This is a genomic window from Mucilaginibacter sp. cycad4 (genome assembly GCF_034263275.1).
In the GTDB taxonomy this organism is placed as follows: Bacteria; Bacteroidota; Bacteroidia; order Sphingobacteriales; family Sphingobacteriaceae; genus Mucilaginibacter.
This window is the reverse complement of sequence record NZ_CP139559.1, coordinates 4,470,346-4,492,311: the sequence shown is the minus strand read 5'-3', so window position 1 is coordinate 4,492,311 and position 21,966 is coordinate 4,470,346. Positions and strand designations below refer to the sequence as shown.

General features: G+C 45.3%; 16 protein-coding genes. 4 read left to right on the top strand and 12 right to left on the bottom strand.

From position 1 onward, the window contains the following. Positions 1-40: 40 nt before the first annotated feature. A complete protein-coding gene (locus tag SNE26_RS17995) occupies positions 41-1,039 on the bottom strand; it encodes an NADP-dependent oxidoreductase (protein ID WP_321555306.1) in 999 nt (332 codons plus the stop codon). Between the two features lie 161 nt (positions 1,040-1,200). On the opposite strand from SNE26_RS17995, the gene SNE26_RS17990 reads away from it, so the two are divergent. Continuing rightward, complete coding sequence (locus SNE26_RS17990; RefSeq protein ID WP_321555305.1) at positions 1,201-1,536, top strand: helix-turn-helix domain-containing protein; 336 nt, start codon at positions 1,201-1,203, stop codon at positions 1,534-1,536. A 7-nt stretch (positions 1,537-1,543) separates the two neighbouring features. Here the strand turns inward: SNE26_RS17990 and SNE26_RS17985 are convergent, their stop codons facing one another. Further along, positions 1,544-2,707 carry a hypothetical protein gene (locus tag SNE26_RS17985; RefSeq protein ID WP_321555304.1) on the bottom strand — a complete coding sequence of 388 codons (1,164 nt, stop codon included), beginning with the start codon at positions 2,705-2,707 and terminating at the stop codon, positions 1,544-1,546. 225 nt (positions 2,708-2,932) lie between these two features. Between SNE26_RS17985 and SNE26_RS17980 the strand changes: the two genes are divergently transcribed. The 3 genes from SNE26_RS17980 to SNE26_RS17970 all read left to right on the top strand — a co-directional run bounded on the left by SNE26_RS17980 (position 2,933) and on the right by SNE26_RS17970 (position 4,928). Then, positions 2,933-3,712 carry an SDR family oxidoreductase gene (locus SNE26_RS17980; protein ID WP_321555303.1) on the top strand — a complete coding sequence of 260 codons (780 nt, stop codon included), beginning with the start codon at positions 2,933-2,935 and terminating at the stop codon, positions 3,710-3,712. A gap of 263 nt (positions 3,713-3,975) precedes the next feature. After that, a complete protein-coding gene (locus SNE26_RS17975; RefSeq protein WP_321555302.1) occupies positions 3,976-4,782 on the top strand; it encodes a phytanoyl-CoA dioxygenase family protein in 807 nt (268 codons plus the stop codon). A 5-nt stretch (positions 4,783-4,787) separates the two neighbouring features. Continuing rightward, entirely contained in the window at positions 4,788-4,928 is a 141-nt protein-coding gene (locus SNE26_RS17970; protein ID WP_321555301.1) for a hypothetical protein, read from the top strand. Between the two features lie 192 nt (positions 4,929-5,120). Here the strand turns inward: SNE26_RS17970 and SNE26_RS17965 are convergent, their stop codons facing one another. The 10 genes from SNE26_RS17965 to SNE26_RS17920 all read right to left on the bottom strand — a co-directional run bounded on the left by SNE26_RS17965 (position 5,121) and on the right by SNE26_RS17920 (position 21,811). Beyond that, positions 5,121-7,211 carry a hypothetical protein gene (locus tag SNE26_RS17965; RefSeq protein WP_321555300.1) on the bottom strand — a complete coding sequence of 697 codons (2,091 nt, stop codon included), beginning with the start codon at positions 7,209-7,211 and terminating at the stop codon, positions 5,121-5,123. Positions 7,212-7,220: 9 nt separating this feature from the next. Next, on the bottom strand, positions 7,221-8,228 hold the full coding sequence (locus SNE26_RS17960; protein ID WP_321555299.1) for a glycoside hydrolase family 43 protein: 1,008 nt from the start codon (positions 8,226-8,228) through the stop codon (positions 7,221-7,223). Positions 8,229-8,370: 142 nt separating this feature from the next. Continuing rightward, on the bottom strand, positions 8,371-9,441 hold the full coding sequence (locus tag SNE26_RS17955; protein ID WP_321555298.1) for a cellulase family glycosylhydrolase: 1,071 nt from the start codon (positions 9,439-9,441) through the stop codon (positions 8,371-8,373). 234 nt (positions 9,442-9,675) lie between these two features. After that, positions 9,676-10,812, bottom strand: coding sequence for a sialidase family protein (locus SNE26_RS17950; RefSeq protein ID WP_321555297.1), 1,137 nt, complete (start codon positions 10,810-10,812; stop codon positions 9,676-9,678). Between the two features lie 34 nt (positions 10,813-10,846). After that, positions 10,847-11,872 (bottom strand): family 43 glycosylhydrolase, encoded by a 1,026-nt coding sequence (locus SNE26_RS17945; RefSeq protein ID WP_321555296.1) that lies wholly within the window; start codon positions 11,870-11,872, stop codon positions 10,847-10,849. Positions 11,873-11,886: 14 nt separating this feature from the next. Continuing rightward, positions 11,887-13,959 carry a beta-L-arabinofuranosidase domain-containing protein gene (locus SNE26_RS17940; protein ID WP_321555295.1) on the bottom strand — a complete coding sequence of 691 codons (2,073 nt, stop codon included), beginning with the start codon at positions 13,957-13,959 and terminating at the stop codon, positions 11,887-11,889. Positions 13,960-13,970: 11 nt separating this feature from the next. Continuing rightward, positions 13,971-15,812, bottom strand: coding sequence for a sugar-binding domain-containing protein (locus SNE26_RS17935; RefSeq protein ID WP_321555294.1), 1,842 nt, complete (start codon positions 15,810-15,812; stop codon positions 13,971-13,973). Positions 15,813-15,902: 90 nt separating this feature from the next. Next, complete coding sequence (locus tag SNE26_RS17930; protein ID WP_321555293.1) at positions 15,903-16,601, bottom strand: DUF3823 domain-containing protein; 699 nt, start codon at positions 16,599-16,601, stop codon at positions 15,903-15,905. Between the two features lie 20 nt (positions 16,602-16,621). After that, entirely contained in the window at positions 16,622-18,562 is a 1,941-nt protein-coding gene (locus SNE26_RS17925; RefSeq protein WP_321555292.1) for a RagB/SusD family nutrient uptake outer membrane protein, read from the bottom strand. A gap of 24 nt (positions 18,563-18,586) precedes the next feature. Then, positions 18,587-21,811 (bottom strand): TonB-dependent receptor, encoded by a 3,225-nt coding sequence (locus tag SNE26_RS17920; RefSeq protein WP_321555291.1) that lies wholly within the window; start codon positions 21,809-21,811, stop codon positions 18,587-18,589. Positions 21,812-21,966 lie beyond the last annotated feature (155 nt).

Here is a 21,966-nt window from a genome sequence, read left to right as displayed (position 1 = left end):
CTTTATGTAAAAAAGTCAATTAACCCTATATAAGATCAATTTAAATCCTCATAATCAATTTTTTACCATAAACACGATTAGCCTCCATCAGGCGGTGGGCCTCCTGCACAGTTTCCACACTAAGGTTGCCAATAACATTTATAGCGGGTGCATCTATTTTACCGGTGTCAATTAAGTGAGCCAGGTGATTAAGTGTATCTCCATACCAGGTGAGGTTATTTTCAATGGCAAAGGCATAGGCCGCAACATTGATAATATTGGCCCCTTTGTCAAATAAAATTTCGCGGGTGATTGATGTACTTAAAAAAGTAATATCAACATAGTTCCCGTTCATTTTTAACACGTTGGCTGCGGTTTCGGCCATAATGCCTCCTACAAGATCTACGGCATAATCAAACCGGACTCCATTATTTGCAGCGATAAGCAAATCCTTTAAATGTGGTTGATTGTAGTTAATGATCTGCCCGGCATTCAGGCCAAGGCTTTGCAGCGCCGCTATGCTTTGTTCGCTACCGGCTGTAGCTATTATGTTTGAAATACCATTTGCTTTTAATAGTTTTATGAGAAACCGGCCTACACCGCCTGCAGCACCATTGATAAAAATATGGTCAGGCGCTTCGGCCTGCATCCTGTTGAAACTGTGCCAGGCAGTAAGACCTGATGAAGGGAGCGCGGCCGCTTCTTCAAAACTGGTACTATGAGGTTTACGGCCAATCATCCGATAATCTAATGCTATTAATTCGGCATAACTTCCGTTTGATCCGCGGCTGCCTGCCAGTGTTATAACTTCATCGCCGGGTTTAAAACCGGTAACACCCGAACCTGCCTGTACGACAATACCAGAGAGCTCACGCCCCAAAACAGGTGAACGCATCAGTCTGCTTTCGCGCAGGCCTAAGCGCATCTGGTAATCAATAGGGTTAAAGGCTGCTGCTTTGATCCGTATCAGCACTTCGTCATTTTTAATCACAGGAACATCCAAATAGGTTAAACTAAAGTTGGATACATCGCCAAAACCATTCAATTGTATTGCTTTCATAAATATTGAGCTTTAAATTTGCTCAATCCAAAACTAAATACCAGGAGTTTAAATAACCCATACTCCTTTAATTGGGAGCAACTCACAAAAAAGGGAGTGCTTATACAGAATTAATTAATTTTAATAACCAGGTTACTGGCTTTCAGCTTTTATATATACTTATGATCAAGGAAAACTCATCAAACGCTGTTAATAAAGTATTCCTGTATCGGTCGTGCCGGATAAATGGTGCGCTCGATACCATTTCGGGCAGGTGGAAAGCGCTTATCGTTATTCATATCTCTGAAGGAAACGACCGGTTCAGCCTGTTGAAAGGAGCTATGCCGGGTATAACCGATCAAACATTAGGTAAGCAACTGAAAGAACTGGAGGCTTCAGGGCTGATCAGCAAAACTATAATCCCCGCAGTACCTGTACGTGTTGATTACGCTTTAACCCCCAAAGGAAAAGCGCTGCTGCCTATTTTGGCCAGCCTGTCTGAGTGGAGCGATATGTAAGGTTTTCTTATTTCAGATTTTCATCAAAATCAATAAACAGATCGGCCTTATCATTATCATAAATACCGCCTGCTATAATGCTTTGCCCGGTGGTGCCGGGATTGTTTCCCTGGCCCAGCGGCCATGAGCCTCTTGAGTTGGTAACTCCGAATCCGGCATAGGAAGCTGCCTGCAATGCAAAATCGGTGCAGTTATTTTTTGACAGATGATACTCCAACCCATCATATAAGCGGGTTAGTTTCAGGATCCTTTTAAACCGGCGTTCGGTTATAAACTTGCCCATCACCTCGTCCCATTTGTGTGCCTCGTCATTTTTAAAGGTTCCCGAGGTTTCCGGCTCCCATGGAGTGGCCGAAAATATATTGTCCTTTTTAGGATAAAATCCGAAGGAAACAGAAACTGTAGTGGAATCGGTGTTATACTTGATGAGCGTTATAAAAGTATGACCGGTATTAGCCCTCACAAATACAGTCGGCTTACCCGGCTTAGGCTGTTTTACATGAAACAAAAGTGCGTAAGCTACCGCTTTTTTGCCATCGTTAAAAGTGTTCAGGATGCGGTTGTAAGTGATCGATTTGCTCTTCTTTTCTTTTTTATCCTTTAACTGAACCGGGGTGTTTACAAATACCGAATCGTCATTTGCGTTGATTGCCAGCAAACCGCTGTTTAAATGTAACTGCCGGCCGGTTGTATCAGAAATAAGAGAATCAGGAGCAGCAGGCACAAGATCACTGCCCTCTTTTTTAGATACCATCGCTTTAAAAAAGCATTTCATAGCTAAAGGGTACAAATGCAGTTTGGCAAATACATTGGCAAGCTTGTAATATGATTTAACTTTCGCCTGGTTATAATTAGCCTCATTGGTATTGCCTGCCGATAGCTCTTTTAAATAGCCCAGCAGCTTTTTACGGCCTGCGTGGGTATCCAGCTCACTTTCCAGGTTGTTTTCAAAACCTGCATCGGTTTTATCAATAACGGGTTTACCTGATATGCCCGCAAGCAGTTTTGCCGAATAACTATCATCAATTATGCTATGGGCAGATGTATCGGGCAGCAGGTTGAACTTATCCCTTACCGAAGCCGAGAGCTGGGCCGATGAAGAAAGTACAGACAACATAGAACCCATGACTACAACGGCGCTGAATAAATATTTTATACGATGAGCGGTCATGACCAATTTTTTAAACTTGTGATAATTGTGCTACAGATATAATAACGAAGAGGGGAGCGGTTACTATTTACCGGCAACAACAATAACCTGGCTGGTTATAGCTTAAAAAACGAAAACGGGGCGGTATAGTTTTCATATCAATACAAACGTAATAACATTTTAAATAGTCTACAAGTTTAGTAGATTATTTTTATTTAAACTTGCATTGCAGATATACTCATAAAAATGATGGATCAATACGCTTTAGTTACGGGGGCCGGTAAAGGCATTGGGCGGTCAATGGCTATATTGCTGGCTCAAAAGGGATATAACCTGCTCCTGGTTTCCCGGTCGGAAAGCGATCTCCTGGCATTATCCACCCAAATAAAAGCCGGCTATAAAATTAAAGCCGGCTACCTCCCGGCTGATCTTTCAAAAACAGGCGCAGCTTTGCAGGTATTTGATTGGGTTAAAAATTTAAATGTCCCGGTATCTGTTGTGATAAACAATGCAGGGCATGGCATGTGGGGTAATTTTGATGAACTGGATTTAACCGCACAAACCGGCATGATGCAGGTTAATATGAATGCCCTTACTGAGCTCTCTTATCATTTTATCCCGCTTTTAAAATTGCAGCAGCAGGCTTTTATACTCAATGTATCCAGCACCGCGGCTTATCAGGCTGTACCAACGCTGGCTGTATATGCTGCTACCAAAGCGTTTGTTTTATCATTTAGCAGGGCTTTAAGATATGAGCTTAAAAACTCCAATGTCTCGGTAAGCTGTCTTTGTCCCGGCCCTACGGACACCGGCTTTGCCCATAGCGCAGGGATGGACGCACTGGCTGAACTGGCGGCAAAGTTTAACATGACAGCTGATGAAGTTGCGGTCATCGGGATAAAAGGAATGTTCAATAAAAAGGCCGAAATAGTCCCCGGATTTTTAAACAAGCTTTCGGCGGCAGCGGCAGTACATAGTCCTAAAAGCCTGATTGAACGCGTAACCGCCGGGCTTTACAAACACTAAAAAATATTTTTATAAATATTTGGTATGATTAACAATTTGTTTACATTTGTATTAATCTATTAAAAAGATAGAATTAATATACATTGAACAATAAGCACAACATATTATTTGCATCCCCAATGCGAATGCCCTTGATAACAGGGCTCATGTGCAGCTGTTGTCGTTAATTTCCTTAAAGGATCCGCTCCTTTCTTACACCGCCCAGGCGGTACCCCGGTGTTTACAAATTCATTTTCCAGGTACAATAATATCTTTTCCACCACATGGCAGCGTCATATCAAAAATTCACATTAGGCTCAACAATTACGGCCGAACAGCAAGCTTTTTTTAATCAGCACGGTTTTATACATTTTAAAAATTTTATTAAGCCCGAAACTGTTACCGACATCATCAACGCATCAAAGCAGGTTGAAAATTCCTGGATCAGCAACAAAACCGAAAAGGTAAACGGGGTGCCCATTAAATACGGTAAAGACCTTAACGGCTCGCCTATTGTACAGCGTTTTGCCTTTATCAATCAGCACCATCACCTGTTAGATGAATTTACAAGAGATCCACGTTTCGAGGTACTGCTTAACCTGATAGGTGAAGGTTCGCGCTTGGGAACTGATGAAAAAGACGGCATGGTTTTCAACCACTATGTAAACGGCCCCGAAAGCAGCTTTAGTAAAATGGGCTGGCATACCGATGGCCTCCGTGATATTTTTCACGGACAGAAATTAAACCCGATGCTTAACGTTGGCATCCACCTCAGCACATTAAAACCAGAAAACGGCGGTTTGCGGATCCTGCCCGGTACACATAAGCAAAACCTTTACCAGATGCTTTTCCGTAAAAAGTATTTCCTTGATCACGATACCGACGAAAATGAGGTAGCTATTATCCCTACAGCAGGCGACCTGACCATACATGACGGCCGCCTGTGGCACCGCGTGGCCCAATCAACCGTAATTGGTGAGGCAAGCCGCCGCAGGGTAATATATATCCCTATCATCGCCGGTAAATACGAGCCCAAGCATGCCGACAGCCCTACCGCCTTTTATCAACGTTTTGCAAGTATTGTTAAATAAAAATTATGTTAATTGCCTTATTCATCAGCTATCTCATCCGCACCGGTAAAATAGCGGCCCTGAGAAGTTTTTTTTCAGAGCGTGCACTGGTTAAAGTCCCCGTAAAATACACACCGAAATATTTAAGAAGAACGGTTCAGGCCTGAACTGCGCCCCGCCAGGTACTATTATAAATTATTTCCCCTGCCGCCGCTCGGTTCCAGCCGAGTGGCAGTTATTTCAAGGCCTCTGGCCTGTGTACGCCATGCCGGATTTACGCCGGCCAGAGGCCGTTTTGATAGTTGCCACTCGGCTCCAGCCGAGCGGCGGCGGATGTTTTGAGCAAGAAACTTAGGTTTTTACTTCAACCACACCGCTTGCGTAAAGGCCCCGTCAACTGCCGCATCCCAAACTTCCAATCGTACCCATCTACGCCCTTTCATATTCATCACTTTGCTGAATGTTTTTGTGCCGAAGGCCTGCGTTGAAGTAAGATCAATATGCTCACGATAAACATGTTCGCCATCTCCCGAAATGATCTCTGCAAAATTTAATGGAAATGTCCAGTTGGTTTTAAAGCTAACAATGCATTTACCATTGGCAGGGAGGGTAATGGTTTCGCCGGACGAGTGACCGTTTACCGTAAAATCCTCAATCAAAACTTCGCCGGTGGTGGAAAAGAATTTGCCCTGCTCCAGTACATCAAGCACGGGCTGCCAGCCATTTTTATATTGTGGTTGTTTGGCAAGCTTCAGGTAGTTTACGTTGAGGTGGGCATACATTTCATTTTCAGGTTCGATGCTGAACAGGTCGGCTTCAGAAAGTATTTTCTTTTTCAGGCCCCAGTTATTCATATCATCCATCAGATCGAAGATACGTTTACCCAAACGTGGCTCCGACAGATCGGCCGGTAAAGCTTTCCATGCAGCTCCCAAAAACCTGTCCGACAGGTAAAAATCTTCTTTTTTATAAGCATCCGGAAAACCGGTTGATCCTTTGGTGCGGGCATGGGCTGTCCAGGCCAAACCGTTCTCGGCTTTAAGCAGGTTGAGCATATCTGCTTTATCTCCTATATGATAAACCTTACCGTGTTCGGCATCTGTATTTTCAAAAGGTGTACCCGCTTTTCGCGACATGATCCAGTAAACCGGCTTCGGGAAAAATGCCAGCCAGTGCCCGCCGAAAAATTCATTAGGTTCTTCACCCGGTAACAGTAAAAAGTTTTTATCCGACAAACGGCTGCACTGGTCAAACAACGCTTTTAACTCCTTAAGGCGTTGCTCATCCGGGCCTTTGGGGTGGGCCGTATAATGAAACTCAGCCAAATGAACGATATTAATACCCTGCCTTTTCAGCACTTTCACAAACGATGGGCTATCCGGAACCGGCTTACCGGCCAGTACAACGCTCATGATAAATTCATTATGAAAATGGCTTGCCATAGTTTTATAACCGGGCAGGGGCTTGTAACTGTCATCATGGGTAAATAGCTTCACCTTGTTTAGCAAAGCCCCGGCCCCGTCGGTACCCAGCAGGCAAAAAAAGTTAAGCCGCTGTTTGGTCCCGGGCGGTGCATTAAACCAGGGAACAAAACGTTTATCGCCCTGTAACTCCTGCCTGATACCAAGACTGTAACCCGGAAGCAGGTTACGGTAGTTATTACCGTGCCAAACAAATTTGAGATTGAATGCTTCATCAAGCGGATAAAAATACTGGTGCGGCGCAGGGAATACGGCTATACTGCCTTTATCATTGTTGCCGATAATGGTACGGTATTTTACGGCAAGAGGCTCAGCGGTATCTGCTTGACTAATATTATCTTTTTGCAGGTGTTCATAAACATCACTGTAACTTACTGTTTTAACAGGTTGAGTTTTCGCTACCAAACCGGCATCGTACAAAATAGCTGTCGAGTCGATTTGCGTCGATACCACTGCTGCCACATTAAACATAGGCTGACCGTTATAGATGGTTATCTCCAGGTCGCCGTTAAAATTGGGGGCTTCTAATCCCGGCAGGGTAATTATAGTGCGCGAGCCTTTGCTGCTTACACTGATGGCCTTTTTATGAAAATCTACCTTATAAGAATGGTGCGGCTTCAGCGGTACTTTATCAAAAAAGATATTCCATCCGTTTTGAGAGATGAGGTCACGCTTGCCTTCTGTAAGGATAAACTGCGGATCAACATTTTCAACTACCGGTTTATAAATTCCTCTTTTACCTAATTGGATACTGCTGAACAACGGCTGATCATTTTTGAGATTTAAAACAAGCCTGCCATTGCTGTTGCCTCCTGCCGGCCAGGTTACCGTAACGTTTGCAGTACTTGCGTTTATGCTTACACCGGCGGCCGGTTTAAAATTTTTATTACCTGATCCCTGTGCCTGAACATTAAAAAAAGCCAGCGACAGTAAACCGCAAAGTACAAGGTGTTTTAATTGATGAGCCATGTTGTTTTGTTATTTGGTTACCACCGGCCAGCCATTTTGATATTTGATAGGGCTGATACACATTACCCTGCCTTTTTCCTTATGTGCTATTTCAATAGCATGATAGGCTATGAATTTGTCTCCTTTTTCATCCGTAAAAATAGAGTTATGACCCGGAGCAGTATAAACCGCGTCTTTTATTAAAATGGCGCTATTGAATGTTTGATTACTTTCGCCCAATCGAACAAACGGACCGAGCGGATTATCAGCCTTAGCTATCATCACAGCATAATTAGCCCCGGCCCCGCAGCAGTTATCGCCCGAATAGTACAGGTAACAGGTTCCATTATCATAATCGGGCCATGAACCTTCAACCAGGTTACTATAGCTTTTATCCTTCCCGGGGTAAACAACCGCGGTAGCAGATGAGCCATCAGCAAAACCCGACCAGTCATCCTTCATTTCCCTAACCCTCAGCGGTTGAAAATCCGATCCCCAGTAAAGGAAATGCTTGCCGGTTTTGGGATCGGTAAAAGCTTTAGGATCGATGCATTGAAAGCTCGGGCCTTTCATGAATGGCGTGCCCCTGTCGGTAAAAGGGCCAAGCGGGCTATCTGCATAAGCAATGCCCATCCATTTGCCTGTCAACTCATTCGGATCGGCAGAAAAGAACATGACAAACTTTTTGAGTTTGGGATCAAAGAATACATCCGGCGCCCAAAAGTTTTGGGTATTGGAAGCCCATGAAGGTTTTTGCGGCAGGGCATCGCCGGCGTAAGCCCAGTGCTCATGATCAGTTGACCAGGCCACCTGGATATTGATCATTTTACCATTGCTTCCCGGCGCCTGAGTGGCATAGGCATAGTATTTGCCGTTATACCTGATTACCGTAGGATCGGGGAAATCCCTGTCGAGCACGACATGGATGAGGCCCTTATAAGGTGCTGTTTGTTTAACAGGAGATGCCTGCTGTGCATGGCTGCAAGCACTTGCGCCACTAAGCAGCGCCAGCATCAAATATTTAAATCTCTTTTTCATAGGTCAAGTCTTTCGATGTAGAGACGCATCACATGCGTCTCCCGCGTTCAAAGCTGTCGAGCAAATCCGCTTGTCCGGAGGGAGACGCATGTGATGCGTCTCTACAAAAATCATCCGCATTTGAAATCTGCGCATTCCAACCCTACCTTCCGGTCAATTTCTTGATCAGTGTTGTTTCTTCAGGAATATAAGCCGTGCCATCTTTACGGAAAATATCATGGAACCACAATTTAGGCTCGCTGCCATCAGGTATCGGGGTGTCCCAGGCGTAAATGGTATTGGTTTTACCGCTTACAAAGCCCCAGTTTATGGCGCCTACGTTTTCTTTTTTAAGCATGGGCAATACGGTGCTGAACAGGCTGTTGCGCGGGCGGGCCATATATTCGGTACAGATTAACGGGCGGCCAATCATTTTCAAAAACTGAACAGTTTTTAGATGATCTGCCTCGGGCGAGTAATCATGGTAAGTGATCACATCTGAATTGGCTGCCTGGAATTTATTCAGGTCCTCCAGTCCCCATGACCAGATGCCTGCGCTGACAGGTTGGCTTGGGTTTACCTGCCTTGCCCATTTAAAAACGCTTTTAAGCAATGGCAAAGTCTTGTTGCCCTTGCCGGAGTTGCCAGGCTCGTTGTACAGATCCCAAAGTAAAATGCGCTTATCGTTGGCGAAATGCTTTAATACATCCTTTACATATTTTTCAAGCACGGGAGAATTTGCAGCGTTATCAGAAGCCGGCTGACCGGGGTCCTGCATCCAGCCAGAATTGTGGATTCCCGGCTTTGGAGCAGGCTGCTTACCTGTTTTGGGCTCTTTGTTCCAGCAATCATCAAAAAACACAAACATGGTTTTAACACCGTGTTTGGTTGAAATGGTTAAATACTGATCCATACGTTTTTTAAAACCTTCAGGATCCTGCTCCCAGGCCAGGTGGTGTAAGAATACACGCATAACATTCATGCCGATGCCCTGTGCATAGCCTAATTCTTTATCAATAGTTTTTGGATCGAAGGTATCTGCCTGCCACATTTCTAACTGATTGATGGCTGTGCTGGGTATAAAATCGGCACCAACCAGCCATTGCTGCTGCGCGTACCATGTTGTTGCCTTTTGCTGCGACCATACCTGCGCCGGAGCCTTCTGCTGCGCCATTACCCTCATGCCCAATGGCATTGCCAAAGCAAGGGCCAATACTTTTAATTTTGTTTGCATTTATCTGTATTTAATAGTTTTATTCCTGTTTTATTCATGAGCGTTCAGGCATCCAGGCTTGAACTACATTTGGGTAAGCGTCGACGCTTACCTGCTAATCACACGCTGCCGCTCGGCTCCAGCCGAGTGGCAATTATCCCAAGGCCTCCGGCCTTCTCCTCCAACTTCGGCGGCCAGAGGCCGCTTAATAACTGCCACTCGGCTGGAGCCGAGCGGCGGCGAGGATTTGTTTATTTACTTCTTCACCAGCCTCCCTTTTATCATCCAAACCTCCGTCCTATCCCCAAACGCGTTTGTTGAAGTAAGCGCAATTATCGTATCGTCGCTAAGCACGCACAAGGCATTCCAAAGCCCCTGTTTGTTAAGCGGTATATTAAATGGTGTTGGCACGCCTACAAAATCCTTGGCATCATTGTTACCTATCGATACCTGCATACATGACTGCTCCCAGTTATGGTTACGGTTTTGGGTGCTTTGGTACGATAATATGGTTTCGCCGCTGTGCAGTTGCCTTAAATAGGGCGCCCCTGCGTAAACAGTATCGGGCAATTTAGGAGTGAGTGCATAGGTACGTTCAGCATCATCGGCACCCACTGTTTTTTGCCAGTTTTGGTTGATATTATTCCTGATAATTGATGGCTTAAAACTCGCGCCTGCGTTATCCTCTATCGAAAACGCGATCTCTTTTTTTCCTTTCAAAAGGAGGGGGACCGGCATACCATCCCGGTGGCCGGGCCTAAAGGATGCTATTTCAGGTTCCTTTGTCCAGCTTAGGCCATTATCCTTTGATCGGAATATAGAAATATTCTGTTCGTTTGATTTAGTATAAACGCCCTCATTTGAAAAGAACAGCTGGATTTCGCCCGAAGGCAGCTGAATTTGCGATGGTTCCCAGCAGCCATCGTCAAAGTTATAACGGGCTTCATAGATCAGGCGTTCATCCGTCCATGTTTTGCCTTCATCGTAGCTTTTTTTGGTACAGATGGCAAAGTGTTTGGTGGTATCCCAACTGCCGTTAATTTTATATGGCCTTGGGTTGTACGATAACAGGATTGAACGATCCTTAAGCTCCAATACTTCCGGCACAGCCATTTCCATGCCCTTATATGAGGCGGTAACAACCTCCGGCTTCAACCATGTTTTTCCGGCGTCATTACTTTTGGTACATATAATACCGGCCTTACTTTGATAAACGCAAAGCAGGCTGCCATCCCTGAGCTGGATCATGCGTGCATAATTACCATCTTTTTCGCTTATACGGGTTAACGTAGCCTGATCCCAAACAATGGTTTTATTCATAACGGCATTGTGCTGCCCCAGGCCCATCACCGGGGCAAACACACCCATTAACCAAATGAATACCTGCCGCATAACCAATTATATTCTTTTTATTTCTGTCGATATTTTATTTTACGTCGGCCAGCCAGAAACTAAATGGCTTATCCCTGTCGCAAACCAGGGTTTCCCCGTTAAACTCCAGTTCGGCGGCATGGATAGAAGTACGCTTGGTCGAATAGCTGTAAGCGCCATCGGCATCAAGGCCACCATCTTCAAAATGCTTTTTACGACCGGGGTGGGTAAAGTAAACGATATAGGCATGGCCCTCACTTACTACTACATCGGCGTGTGCACCCGTTGGTGTATCCTCCGGCCGGTGACCGGGTTTATCCAGCACCAGGCCCTGGTGTTCCCAGGTTTTAGCGTCTTTTGAGCGATAAACCCGTTGCCCCTGCCATTCATCGGTGATCATCCAGTAATAATCTTTAAACCAAAAGATCTTTGGGCCTTCGTGTGCCCGGCCTTCAATGGCAGGCTTATCAGCTACTTTCCAGTTTACGAGATCAGTGCTTTCGGCTGTCATGGTGATGCTGCCCAGTTTTTGATCCTTATACCACATGTGCCATTTGCCATCGGGCAGTTTCATGAGTGTTGGGTCGATGATATTATGATCGGGCAAATTCAACGGACCTTCATATTTCCAGTCCCACAGGTTTTTACTGGTATAATGCACCAGGTGCGAATCGCCGCCCCACTGGCTGTACACTCCGGGGATATATACAACAAACATGTGGTATACGCCTTTGTCAAAAACCACATCGGGAGCCCAAAAGGTGTTTTTTCCTCGCTCATGCTCAAGGTTTAGCGCCCCACGATATACCCAGGTATGCCCATGATCTTTCGAGGTAGCAATACCTATGGCGGTACCATAACAAAAGGCCACTCCCGGCGATTGTACATTGGCCCGGCGCTGGGTATATAACATTGTCCATTCCTTTTCGGCTTTATTATAAACCAATACAGGGTCGGCAGCACCATCATAAATAGGGTCGCGGTATAGCGGCGATGGCGGCTGGTTTTTAACCGGGGCATCCTGTGCCACAGCAGTTAAACCAGCCATCATCAGCAAACCGCATACAATTCCTTTTATCATTGGTGTGTTCATCATTATTCGGTAACCGGGAAAGCTGAAATCCTTAACCTTGCGCCACCCATAGGTACCAGTGTAAGTTGTTTGGTGGGTTCTTCTGTCTTAACGGGACTTTGTGGTAGCACGCCACACAAACCTGTTTCATCTATCTTCCAGCCGGGCAACTGTTTTCCTTTGGCTTTCAATTCAATAGGCGCATTGGCATTGGTGAACGGATTGTTATCCTTTGGCCACGCACGATGAACGACCGTTATTGATTTTTCAGGATGTTGTTCATCTATCAGCAAGCCATAATTCCATGGTGATGCCGCGTAGATATTGTAAGATGGCCATTTTTGAGGATCGGCACCGGGCTGCCAATGGGAATCGCCCTGGGCATCTTTGGTATTATCTCCTTTAGTATACTGCTCCTCAATTTTTAGCGAATAAGTAAGCGGACCGTAACTCACACTTACGCTGTTCTTGTTTTTCGCCCACTCCTGTACTTTCAATTGCATTGGCAACTGAAGCGTTACCTTATCGCCGTTTTTCCAGCTTTTAGCCAAACGAATATAATCTCCGGTCGAAGTATTCACATCCACAGCTACACCGTTTACTTTTACCGATGCGCGCTTACACCATTCCGGTATGCGCAGGTAAAGTGGGAAATCAACTGCTTTTGGCGTATTAACCGTAAAGCTGATCTGATCCTGGAATGGGTAATGACTTGTTTCGGCAATGCTTACCGCGGTACCATTACCAACTTTTGCATTAACTTTTCCTTCGGTATAAAGCAAGGCTGCTATACCATTATCGGGAGTGGCCATCCAGCTGTTTTCGGCATAATAAACCCAGCCGGCAGCGTGGTTATGCTGACAGCAACGGCTGCCAAAAGGGTTCATCATTAAAAACGGGCCTTCATTGGCTATACCGGGATGGTGATTTTTTCCATCGCTAACCACCATGTTAGGAGCGGTTAGATAGCGCAAAGCACGATAATCGGGCATAAAGGCAGCAGGGAAGGTGTTGAAAGCAACGTCCTCACAGTTTTCGGCCCAGAAACGGTCGCCGGTATTGCCCAGCAGCATCTGGTCGGATGTCATTTGCTCAACCAAACCACAGGTTTCTACCGCCTGGCGCGGATCGTCATAACCTTTACGGGCGTTCTCATCGGCACCAAACATGCCACCTGGTACCTGTCCATAAATATTACGGATCAGTTTAAAATCATTGTAAGTAGCGTCGAGATCTTTTGGATCATGGCTTTGCAGGTAATAAGTTGCAGGCTCACGGAAACACTGGGCTACGTTAACATTATGCCAATTGGGCAGGTTATTGGCCTGGCGCCAGTCGGCGGTGTTTTTATCAAGTTTGGTAGCCAGGTCAAGCAAAAACTTATCGCCGGTGCGATTATACAGCCAGTAAACACTCAGCATATTATCGCCGCCGCGGCTGTTTTCCCAGTAATCCTTTAAAAACTTACTGTCGGGTACCGATAGCTCGTATTTAAAGTATTTGGTCATGAAAGGGATCACCCGCGGATCTTTAGTATATTCATAATATGATTGCAGGCACCACAGCATCGGCATATTAGTCCACAAATCGCGATTACCGTTACGCTCAACCGCCGGGCCGAAGTCGCCATTATCGCGCTGGTTATTCAGCACGGCGTCGATCCAGAATTTGGTTTCGGCCATCATCTTTTTATCCTTCAGCATATAGGCTATATCGGCATAGCCTTTTAACCAGTAAGGCAGCTCTTCCCAGCCATACTCGCCTTTACCTTCTTTGTTGAGCCAGGCATTATTGGTTTTTGAAAGCCATACGCTGATCTCACCCAGATTGCCAGTAAGGCCATCCCTTTGCAGTTCCATCATTTTTTTCAACCAGCCGCCGGCTTCAATACTACCGGTAGGCAATTTGGTAAAATGTTGTCTCTGCAACGGGGCACGGTTATTTATATAGAAAGCGTTCGGACTTTTGTTATCAACTGTAGTAACCGTTGTTGCTTTCAACCCCTGGGCACCTGCTGTTGCAAAGCCCGCACATATCATCGCCACGGAAAGACAAACCTCCCTGCGCATCAGTTTTATACTATTTTTTATAGTCATACGTAAAGATATTATTTCACCAGGGCCGGATCGTACAGTTTGCTGTTGGCTTTTTGTAACAATTCAACAGGCATTTTAATCACCTTGCGGTCGTAGGTCATGAAACCATTCACCTCGCCTTCCACATCTGTTGTTTGGGTATATACTGCAGCCGAAAGGCCTGCTTTGATCAGCTCTTCCAGCCTGTCGGTAAAGGTTGAATATCTTTTAAACAGGTCATCGCCGTTTTTGAAGTTTTGGTAACCCCAGTTTTTGTTGGCCTGCCAGGTATGCCCGTCAACCGGCCAGCCCAAACCGCCAAACTCGCCTAAAACCACAGCCTTTGTTTTACCAAAGATCTCCGGGCGCGGCATAGCCGGGTGCGGATAATTGTGGAGATCGACAATGTTCCCTGTGTCATAAAAATTACCTCCGCTGGCGCTGTTCACCAGGCGGGAAGGATCTTTTTTCATTGTCCACTCAGTGATCTCTACAGTTTTAAACTGGCCCCAGGCCTCGTTAAACGGAGTCCATACCACAATGCATGGGTAGTTGTATAATGAGTTCATGAGGGCGTTCCATTCTTTACGGTAATAACCTTCAGACTCGGGTGTACGCTGCTGATCGGTCGCGCGGTCAAGCACGCCGGGGCGGTTTTCCCAATGGTTGCCTAAATCGCCACTTGGCATGTCCTGCCATAAAAGCATCCCTGTTTTATCACAGTAGGTATAATAACGGGCAGGCTCAACTTTGATATGCTTACGGATCATGTTAAAGCCCATCGCCTTTAACTTATCAATATCAAAGTTCATGGCCTCGTAAGTAGGCGGGGTGTATAAGCCATCAGGCCACCAGCCCTGATCAAGCGGGCCGTATTGAAACACAAATTTGTTGTTCAGCAACATGCGCTGAATACCGTTTGCATCAGGGCCAAGCGAAATCTTGCGCATGGCAAAATAGCTGCCTACCTCATCAACGGCTTTATTATTGCGGATAACAGCAACTTTCAAATCGTATAAGAAAGGATCGGTAGTTGACCATAAATGCTGGTCTTTAATATCAAGCACGGCAATTTCGCCTGCATCAATTGTTTTTTCGGATACCAGGGTTTTGCCATTCCAGGCGCTGACCTTCAGCTTATCGCCCGGCTGGCTATTGTTAACTTCGGCCGAAACCGAGAGTGTGTGATCGTCAATGTTGGGGGTTTGTTTGGTGGCTTCGATGTGCGTTTTAGCTACGCCTTCAAGCCAAACAGTTTGCCAGATACCGGTAACCGGAGTATACCAGATCCCTTCGGGCTTTTTTACCTGTTTACCACGCGGCTGCGGCCCATCATCTGTCGGGTCCCATACGCTTACAGTAATTTCCTGTTTTGAACCGCCTTTTAAATAAGGGGTAATATTAAAGGTAAACGGATCGAAGCCGCCTTCGTGAATGCCGGCACTTTTGCCGTTTACAAATACTTCGGTACGCCAGTCAACCGCGCCAAAATGCAGCAGCACATCTTTACCTTTTAATGTTTTATTTAAGCTGATGGTTGTTTTATACCACAACATACTATCTTTACCAACCGTTTTTCCAACACCCGAAAGCGCAGATTCAACCGAGAAAGGCACTAATATCTTTCCTTCATATTTGGCAGGCCCTGTAGTTGCTTTAGGCACTATGGCATAGTTCCATAAACCGTTCAGGTTTTGCCAGTTGCTGCGTACCAATTGCGGACGCGGGTATTCGGGTAGCGGTGCCTTAGGGTCAACCTTTTCGGCCCATGGGGTAGTGATCCTGTCTTTTATCAAATGCCATTCGCCTTGCTGTGCATTGGCAGATAGATAGGTAGTAATAAAAAGAGACAGGCAAAGCGATAGTTTCTTCATCAGTTAAAATGGGGATGAGTATTATATTAATTTTAATTATGCAGGGGGATAAAAAAGGCCCCACTATACAGCGGGGCCTGATTATAAAGCTTAGTAAGTAACTTTTACCACAGGCGAGAAGATCATATCTTCCACACCGGCAACCCGAAGACCTACACGGGCAAACACATAGTTTTGTGCAGGCGTGATAGTAGGGACATTTACATTCATGCTGATACCGTTCATGCTTGTTATAGCAGAACCGGCAACTTCAGTAGCAGCAATATTATCACTGCCCGATACAAACTGGGTTTTGTTGATGTATAACACCACCGAACCTATATCTTTAGCATTGGCATCAGTTATAACTTTTTGCAAATCAAACACCGCTGTAACCACTTTATTGGCGGCAGTTATTTTGGCATTATTAATTAGGTAATAAGGCGTTACCTCAACATCCATAGTTTGGCTGCCGCTAATGGTAACCGCCACTGTATCCCTTTTTCCGGCACTTACTTCCTTCCACATAAAAGGCCCCTGGTTTGCGGGAATAGTGAATTTGTAATTACCGTTGAACAGCAGCGACGAATAGCTGCCATCCTGCTGAAAAGTACCCCTGATGGGTGCTATCTTGCCAAAGCCCGGCTGATAAAGTTCAAAAGGGACCTGGTTGTATTCAACATTTATCGCCTCGCCTTTATATGTAAGGCGGCCGGTGAGCTTTGACGCGGGCGCATCATAGTTGTCTTTCTTGCAACCCATGGCAGCAAGTAAGAGCCCTAATATGATATGATGAAATTTTATTTTCATGATGGTTAATTTATTAATACCTATTGATTTGGTTGCTTTACAATTTTAGGGTTTGCAGATAAAATATCATCACCAATTTGCGAATAATAGTTACCTACCTGGAATTTGTTGGCGCCTGTTACTGCACTTGGTTTCACTTCCTTAAAAATCCACTTACCATTATTGGCGTTACCCGGATTGTAGTATTTGTATGGCCATAAACCAAAAGGCTGTGTATTATGCTTGGTGGCGCTACCGATGTTGCTAACCAGGTCGGCAACTGACATTTGGTTACCATCCCAAACTTTGGTAGCAAGTCTCCAGCGTTTCATATCATACAAAGTGTGGCCTTCAAATGCAAGCTCAACCCTGCGCTCATGTACTATCCTGTCAAAAGTAAGTGAAGCCAAAGGAGTGGTTAGGCCGGCACGTGACCTAACCTGGTTGATATAACCAAGCGCGGTACCTGTTTGGCCAAGTTCAAAGGCAGCTTCCGCGGCGTTCAATAACACTTCGGCATAACGGTAACGGATAAAGTTAACATCGCTGCCGCGGCCGCGACGGCCCGAACCTACAGTTGGATCAAGATATTTACGTACATAGAAACCGGTTTGTGTACGGAATTCCAGGCCGTTAACCGGTCCGTCCTTACCCACTACCTGTGTTTTGCCTAATCCCGGAACGTCCTGTGTTATGGTAGCGTCACCGCTGCTGATCACCGTACCATCGCCAAGCTGGTAACCGGCGTAAACCTCCGTTCTTTTACCTTTAAATAAGCCGTTTGGTAAAAGCACGGTACCTGCAAGCCTTGCATCCCGGCCTGCAAATGCATCAAGCTGGTTAGCGTAGTATATCGGGTTGCCTGCACCATCTTTTGTTGCAATAGGCGCATAGGTATTATCCAGTTTTTCAAACGCCTCAACCAGGTTTAACGATGGATTTAAACGACCTGCATCTAAACCTTCGTCAGATATAGAGAATGGCTGATCGTTAGTGGTAAATCCATGTACTTTACCACCGTTAGCTTTAAAGTCCTCAACAAATATAGCTTCCTGGTTTACACTGCTTTTATCAAGAAAAATAGCGGCGAAGTTATCGCTCAGGTCAGGAAGTACCTTGTATAACTGGTAGCTGCCTGCGGAACCGTTAATAATTTCCTGGGCGGCGGTCAGTGCTTTGGTATAATAACCATTAGCCAGGGTTGAAGGGATCCCTACTTCGTTGCCCGGCAGCGAGGCCTGCGGTGTAGTGGCGCCATATTTTGAAATTGAACCGGCATATAACGCGGCCCTTGCCTCCATAGCTAAGGCTGCAGCTTTAGTTGCCCTTGATTTTTGATTAACATCGGCAGGGAGGATAGATTTAATAGCCTCTGCTTCGCTGATAATAAAATCATATACTTCCGATTCTTTAGCGCGCGGCCTTTGAAGCGGGGTAACATTGCCCGAATAATCATAAGCCAACGGATCGGTAATTAAGGGAACGCCACCCATACGCTTAACCATCTCAAAATAATAGTTAGCGCGTAAAAAACGGGCCTCGGCAATAAAGCGGGCCTTATCGCCATCGGTAAGTTTGGTTGCCGCGGTTGCACGTTGTATAAAAAGGTTCAGGTCGCGGATGTAACCATAATCCCATATAGCCCATTCACCGTAGCCCCAGCCTGTACGCTGTACGAGGAAACTACTTCCATTCTCTGAAGGAAAAGCCTCGCTGAAATCAGCGAATGTACGCCATCCCGGCTCCCTGTCGCCATTTGGTGACTGAGGATATTCTCTTGAGGGATAACCATCCAGACTTGAGAAATCGCGTTGCCTGTCATAAAGATCGCCAAGGATTGAAAGTACCAGCGCGGGATCTGAAAACGCCAGATCTGTTGGCAGCACCTGTTTAGGCGGCACATCTAAAAATGAACTATCTTTTCTGCACGATCCCGCTACTACCGAGATTGCCAGCATTGTTATAATTGAAATCTTTTTCATTTGCTTTTAAACTTTAGGAATTAATTAAAAGGTTAAATTAACGCCGAAGTTGAGTACCTTACTTTGCGGAAACTGCAAACCATTATCATCGGTAGTTTCCGGATCAACGCCATACTGTTTCAGGTTATCAAATGAAAACATGTTGTACGCGTTAACATAAAATCTCGCTCTCCTTATCTTTACTTTCTTAAGCATATTAGCCGGTAATGAATAGCCCAGCTCTAAAGTCCTGGCCCTTAAATACCTTACACTATGCAGCCAGAAAGTTGAGTTACGCTGGCCGTTTAGCTCGTAATCGCTATGTCCAAAACCTGGGTTCACCCTATTGGCGGGATATTTACCCGGTACCCACGGACTGTTTACATCAAATGCATCCTGGCGGTGCCATCTATCTTCAAATATGGCGTTCAGGTTACCATTATTCTGGAATGCCCAGCGGGTTTCATAATTCTGGAACCATGTATAACCTGCACCACCTGAAAAATCAGCATGAAAATCAAAGCCTTTATAAGCAGCACCAACTGTAAAACCAAAGTTGATATTAGGCTGTGTACCATAACCGAAACCTATAGGGCGCTCGTCATACTGGTCAATTTTACCATCGCCATTCTGATCTTTATACATCAAATCGCCTGGTAATAAGGTACGGTTACCTTTGCCATCGTTGTTGATGGTATAGTTGTTGATCTGCTCCTGCGATGTAAACTGGCCAAGCACCTGGTAACCCCAGTCAATGTGTGAATACCTGTTCTGGGTTGAGTTACGGTATTGATCCCATGAGTTAAAGAATAGCGGATTATAGCTTTGCAGGTTTTTTTGGCGGGTGTAACCAAAGTTGCCGCCTATGTTATAGCTTGCTTTGCCAATTTTGCCGTTATAGTTAAGCGAGATCTCAAAACCACGTTGCGAATCGCTGCTCGCATTTTCCTGAGGTAACGAGTAACCTATTTCAATAGGTACCACAACATCATTTTTAGTACCTAACAAGCCGGTACGTTTACGATAGAAATAATCGATAGTACCATTCAGTGTACTGTTAAACAAGCTGAAATCGGCAGCAACATCGGTGATTTTACTTTTCAGCCATGAGATACGGGTTACGGGGATCCCTTTATCCCTTGAAGTGATAACCGCGTTACCATCAAAAATATAAGTACCCTGGTTGTAGTTGTACCCTGGCAAATAAGCGTATGGGGCCACAATAGGATTAGCTGAATTTCCCGGGTCGCGGTCATCACCTAACACACCGTATGAACCACGGAATTTCAAATCACTCAGGATACTGTTTTCACCTAATAGTTTTTTCATGAAACCTTCCTGTGTGATACGCCATCCGGCAGACACACCAGGGAAATAACCAACACGTTTATCAGGGGCAAACAGGTATGATGCATCCCGCCTTGCTGATGCTTCTAAATAATATCGGTTATCATAGTTATAGTTTACACGACCGATATAACCGATACGGGTTTCGGTATTATCGCTATCCTGGTATTGATCGGCTGTTGGGAAGTAGATCAATGGCAGGTTATTTGAAATTGGCGAAGCATGGATCCAGTTACGCAAGTGCCTTAACTCAATACGTTCAGAAACAAACGTAGCGCCAATGGTATGTTTACCAAAGCTGTTGTTGTAATTGATCTGCCATTGGTAAGTTTTGGCAAATTCTTTACGCTGCTCACGCTCACGCCATGGGTTGGTACTGCCACCGGTTACGTCATAAGTATCGGTAGCGGGCCTGTAGGTATACGCATTATAGGTATACTCCTGGTTATTAAGCAAATAATCGGCAATGTAGTATGAATATAAGCCTCTTACGTTTAAACCTTTCACACCCGGTATTTGATATTCAACACCAAAGTTGCTTTGAAGCACACGCCAATCGCTGTGATAAAGCCCTGAAAGCTTTTTGTTAAGAAAGGCATAGTTTGATTCGGTGTGGCCGATATCATTAAGGTATGCCGGATTATCATTAGCATAAGGGCGCTCAAGCGGCGTATTCCTTAAAACGGCAAAACGGGCAAGAAAGTAATCGTCGCCACCCGGTACACCAGGATTTTCGCGGGTTTCAATACGCCCGTTAATGTCCAGGCTTACTTTTAAACCATTGGCCACTTTAACCGAAACGTTCGACTGGATATTTGAGCGGTTAAATTTATACTCTTTACCTAATTGCGAGTTTTGATAAAGGTTAGTTGCCGAAACATAATAGTTAACCCTGTCGTTACCGCCGGTAAAATTGGCATTCACTGAGTTTTGAGGGGCGTTGTTATTGCTTTTCAAAACATAATCGCGCCAGTTAAAACTTTGATAGCCTTTTTCGGTACCGGCTTTATATTTATCAAGCTCGGCCTGGGTAATGCTGGTTGAACCGTTGCTGTTAACCTCGGCATCAGCGCGGTAACGCATGTAATCATATGAATTGGTTAACACGTTAGGGAACCTGTACCAGTTTTGATAACCGGTGTATGCATCAATATTGATGCGGGCATCACCGTTGCCTTTTTTTGTAGTTACCACCACTACACCGTTAGCCGCACGTACACCATAAATAGCTGCCGAAGCGTCTTTCAACACCGAGATACTCTCTACGTCGTTAGGGGCAAGGTTGTTGAACTGGCCTTCATCCTGCTGGATCCCGTCAATTACATATAAAGGCGTACCCATGTTACGGATCTGGATACTGGCGCTGGCACCCGGCCGGCCTTCAGACATCCTGAACGTTACCCCCGGAATTTTACCTGCCAAACCTGTACTTACCGTTGAACCGGCATGTACGCGATCGAGGTCTTTACTGGTAACAGTAGAGATGGCACCCGTGATAGATGCCTTCTTTTGCGTACCGTAACCTGTAACAACCACCTCCTGTAAAGCCGAGTTTGTTGCACGTAAACGCACTTTTACGGCTGTTTGGCCGTTTAATGGTAATTCGAGTGTCGTAAAACCGATGTAAGTAAAAACCAAAGTGCTGTTTGCACCTGGTACGTTAATGCTGAAATTGCCCTGTGCATCGGTTGTGGTGCCACCCTGTGTGCCCTGTACCCGTACGGCTACGCCGGTAAGTACCTGGCCGGTGGTGTCAACCACGTTGCCTGTTACCTTAATTTTATTTTGCGCGGATGCACTAAACGAAAAAAGGAAACCGGTCATGATGAAAAAAGCGATTAGCATTACTTTCGGGCCCCACTTGCTGGGCGGCCACTGCACATGAGGGTTTCCCCCATGCCTGAGTAGTAAAAATTTTCTCATAAATGATCTATTAATTGGTTAAGTTTTGATTTTAAAAATGTACAATTGACATATCTAAAATCATGTTGTAAAGAAAAAGGATTTTGGCCCCGGCGCTTAACCAAATCATATCAATACTTAGTCAAAAAGTATCAATTTTCGGGAGAGGGGAAACG